Below are 3,543 nucleotides of genomic sequence, written 5' to 3' on the forward strand. Positions count from 1 at the left end.
TGGAGAATTTGGAACTGAATATGGTATTACCTATGTCTTTAGCCGCCGCCATCGGATACGCCATTGGGGTTATCATTTTTGCTCTGTTCCTGCGACGCTATCGACGACGTATGATCGACAATTACATCGCTAGAACTAAAACCAAACGCCTGGAGTAGAGAAAGGGACACCGCTATGATTAATACTATTTGGATCGTTTTGATGGGAGGAGGCATCCTCGTAGCTGCCTTCCAGTGCCTGGGGCTTGATTACAGCAGCGCTGCTGGTTTGGTTATGGATCCCAGCTTTACCCCACTTACTGAGCTCACAAAGGGGTTGTTCTCATCTGCCAAGGCAGCCGTGAATCTGGCTATTGGGCTCATCGGAATCATGGCCCTCTGGTTGGGCCTCATGAAGATTGCTGAGGAATCTGGACTGGTGAAAATCTTTGCAAGAGCTGTGCGCCCTGTCATGATCCGTCTATTCCCGGGTGTGCCAACTGAACATCCCGCTATGGGTGCCATGGTAATGAATATTTCCGCCAATGTGCTGGGTCTGGGGAATGCAGCAACGCCTTTGGGCTTGAAAGCCATGCAGGAGCTTCAAAAATTAAACAAGGTGAAGGACACAGCCACCGATGCCATGGCCACCTTTATGGCGCTAAACACGTCATCAGTAACTCTCATTCCAGCTACTATGATTGGAATAAGAGCTGCTGCAAATTCTACTAACCCAGCTGAAATTATCGGTCCGGTTATTCTCGCCACCGGTGTTTCCACCACGGTTGCAATTGTCATGATTAAGTTGCTACAAAAGCTTCCACGATATCAGATTGTGATACCGGAATCTCCGCCGAAGGCGGGAGAGCGTGAGGAGGACTGAGATGTTTGCAGGAATTATTAATGGCGTTTCAGCTGTAGCTATACCCCTTTTGATGCTGGCAATAATTGGTCACGGGTGGTATAAAAAAGTCAAGGTATATGAGGTTTTTACAGAGGGAGCTAAAGAGGGTTTCAATGTTGCCGTCAAGATTATTCCGTTTTTAGTTGCTATTCTAGTCGCTATTGGCGCTTTTCGCTCATCTGGAGCACTTGACTTAATTACTGGTTTGCTTGCCCCTGTCACTTCGCTAATTGGGATGCCAGGTGAAGTGATCCCAATGGCTTTGATGCGACCTCTGAGTGGGAGTGGGGCATTGGGTATTGCGTCTGAGCTGATCAGCACCCATGGTCCGGAATCCATGATTGCTCGCATAGCAGCTGTCATGGAAGGGTCAACAGAAACCACCTTTTATGTTCTGGCTGTTTATTTTGGGTCAGTGGGAATTACAAAAACCCGGCATGCTCTACCTGCTGCTTTGACAGCGGATCTGGCCGGGATTATCGCCGCAGTAGTGGTCACCCAAATGGTGTTTGGGTAAAGCAAATCAGACTTACTGCAAATTGGACAAGAGTATCACAAAATTGTGTAACCGAATTGCCAATTGACTACTGAGTTGCCAAATTTAAATTGATTAAAGGGTCGGAATATTGAAAGTCGTGAATAAAAATTATATGCAAGTGAGGTTCCTTTGAAAAAAAATCAAGTAACAAAAAATTCCTTCAGCGCAGTTGCTGTCCTGAGTCTGATTCTGTTCACTGCTTTTGGGTTCCTGTCCTGCGATGATCCCGTTGAGGATGATGCGCTTGCTGCTCCATCCAAAATCATGATCTCAGTGGTCAATGATCACACATTTGAAATATCCTGGCAGGACAATTCTGATGACGAGGATGGATTTCGAATCTCTCGTCTGGCAGCCCATGAGGATGAGGCCATACTGGTTGATGTGGGTGCTGATGTAGTCAGCTATGTAGATACCGGGTTGGTTTTCCTCAATGCTTACACGTATAAAGTGGCGGCCTTTCAGGGAGATGTGGTATCTGCCTTCAGCTCTGGTACAGTCGCTCCCACAGATTTTCCGCCACCGAACGTAGTGGTCAAAGCCGTTCATGAAACAAAGATTCTTCTAACATGGAATGATATCTGGGGCTATGTAGATGGCTTTGAGGTGTTGCGCCGCGACAGTACGGATGAAGTTTATAACAAGATTGCTGACCTGGCAGCAGATGCAGATCAATACCTGGATGAAGCTGTAGATTATGATGTAAACTATTATTATATCCTGGTTGCAGTCACAGAACACAATAGTTCCGCCCGAACGTTACCAGCTGCGAATACACGTATTGTTGCTCCTGATGAGGTTAACAGTCAGTACGTAAATAGTGATACTGTGCGCGTGACCTGGCTGGACAACTGTATTTATGAAACCACTCAAATCTTAGAATTTGATGATGGTAGCGGTATGCTGCCATTAGCTGTGTTGGATCCCAATGTAGTGGAATATTTTCACGCAGTGTCGAGTACTGAGTTGAGTTATCAGTACCAAGTATCAGCGACCACCGAAAACTATCAGTCAGATTTTGAGACGGGGAATTTATTAGGTGCCTGGTTTAGCTTTAATTCAATACAGGGTGGCGACTACTTCTTTGGTTCAGCAGGCGATACCCTCTCAGATCTGGGAACCGACTATCAGATGCTCAATTTCGAGGTCACTAATACTCAATTCATTGATTATCTAAACTTTGCAATTGCCTCAGGCACAATATCGATCGATGGGGACATAGTAACGGGTCAATATGCTGGTGATGCTTCTTGGGCAGCCGGAGCTTATACCTTTTATGAGTTGGATGAATCAGATACGACCCGTATTTATTATACTGAGGGAGCCTTCTCTATCGAGAGTGACCATAAGAGCTTCCCGGTAAATTACGTGTCGTGGTTTGGTGCTGATGCCTTTGCTGCGTATTATGATGCTCAATTGCCCACCCGGAATGAGTGGGAAAAAGCAGCCCGTGATCTCAGTGGAGATGATTATCCCTGGGGTGAATCTCTGGAAAGCTGTGCTGATGCTAACTACGTCGATTGTGGAGAAGTGCTCAAGCAGGTAGGCGGGCGTGCAGCCAGTGAGAATTTTGATGATTTATTTGATCTCATTGGAAATGTTTCGGAATGGACCGATAGTTTTGCAGATGCAGGATCAGAGAGGGTTGTAAAAGGGGGTAGTTATCTATCTCAAGCAAATGCCCTGGAGGCTTGGAGGCAGGGACTGCTTGACCCAGCCACAACTGCTGCAGATGTTGGTTTCAGGATAATAAAATATTGATTAAGTTTAAAACTTGACTGTAATCGGACCATCTGAAAATCAGGATAGCTACCAAAGAAGTTCAGATGTGTTTTGCTTTTGTAATTGTTAAAGGCATGTTTGATGTTGGAATATGCAAGTAGGAAAATTATGATTCTGTTTGTAAGCTTATGCTACAAAGAGAATAAAATGAACCGGAAGGAAGGAATATGAGAAAGTTAATTACCATTGTTTTAATCAGTGCTCTTGCCATCGGACTGTATAGTGCAGATGCCCGCAGAAGTACTACCCATGCTCCAACGGAGTTAATTAAAAATTATGAACCAGTTGGAACCCCTATCACCCCTGACCTGAGTCAGAGTAATTTTATTCATTCCCTGCGG

General features: G+C 45.3%; 3 protein-coding genes. All 3 read left to right on the forward strand.

Translation table 11 applies throughout. The annotated features are described in order from the left end of the window. Positions 1–174 precede the first annotated feature (174 nt). The 3 genes from U9Q77_05910 (at position 175) to U9Q77_05920 (ending at position 3,181) form a co-directional block, all read left to right on the forward strand. Positions 175–861: a nucleoside recognition domain-containing protein gene (locus U9Q77_05910; protein MEA3286892.1), complete on the forward strand. Its 687-nt coding sequence runs from the start codon at positions 175–177 to the stop codon at positions 859–861. Between the two features lies 1 nt (position 862). Continuing rightward, a complete protein-coding gene (locus U9Q77_05915) occupies positions 863–1,399 on the forward strand; it encodes a spore maturation protein (protein ID MEA3286893.1) in 537 nt (178 codons plus the stop codon). A 150-nt stretch (positions 1,400–1,549) separates the two neighbouring features. Further along, positions 1,550–3,181: an SUMF1/EgtB/PvdO family nonheme iron enzyme gene (locus U9Q77_05920; protein MEA3286894.1), complete on the forward strand. Its 1,632-nt coding sequence runs from the start codon at positions 1,550–1,552 to the stop codon at positions 3,179–3,181. The last annotated feature ends 362 nt before the right edge of the window (positions 3,182–3,543 follow it).

This window comes from Candidatus Neomarinimicrobiota bacterium (assembly GCA_034716895.1).
In the GTDB taxonomy this organism is placed as follows: Bacteria; Fidelibacterota; UBA8477; order UBA8477; family JABMPR01; genus JABMPR01.

Coding starts and splice junctions, on each gene's coding strand:
- U9Q77_05910 (MEA3286892.1), top strand. CDS start 175: ATGATTAATACTATTTGGATCGTTTTGATGGGAGGAGGCATCCTCGTA.
- U9Q77_05915 (MEA3286893.1), top strand. CDS start 863: ATGTTTGCAGGAATTATTAATGGCGTTTCAGCTGTAGCTATACCCCTT.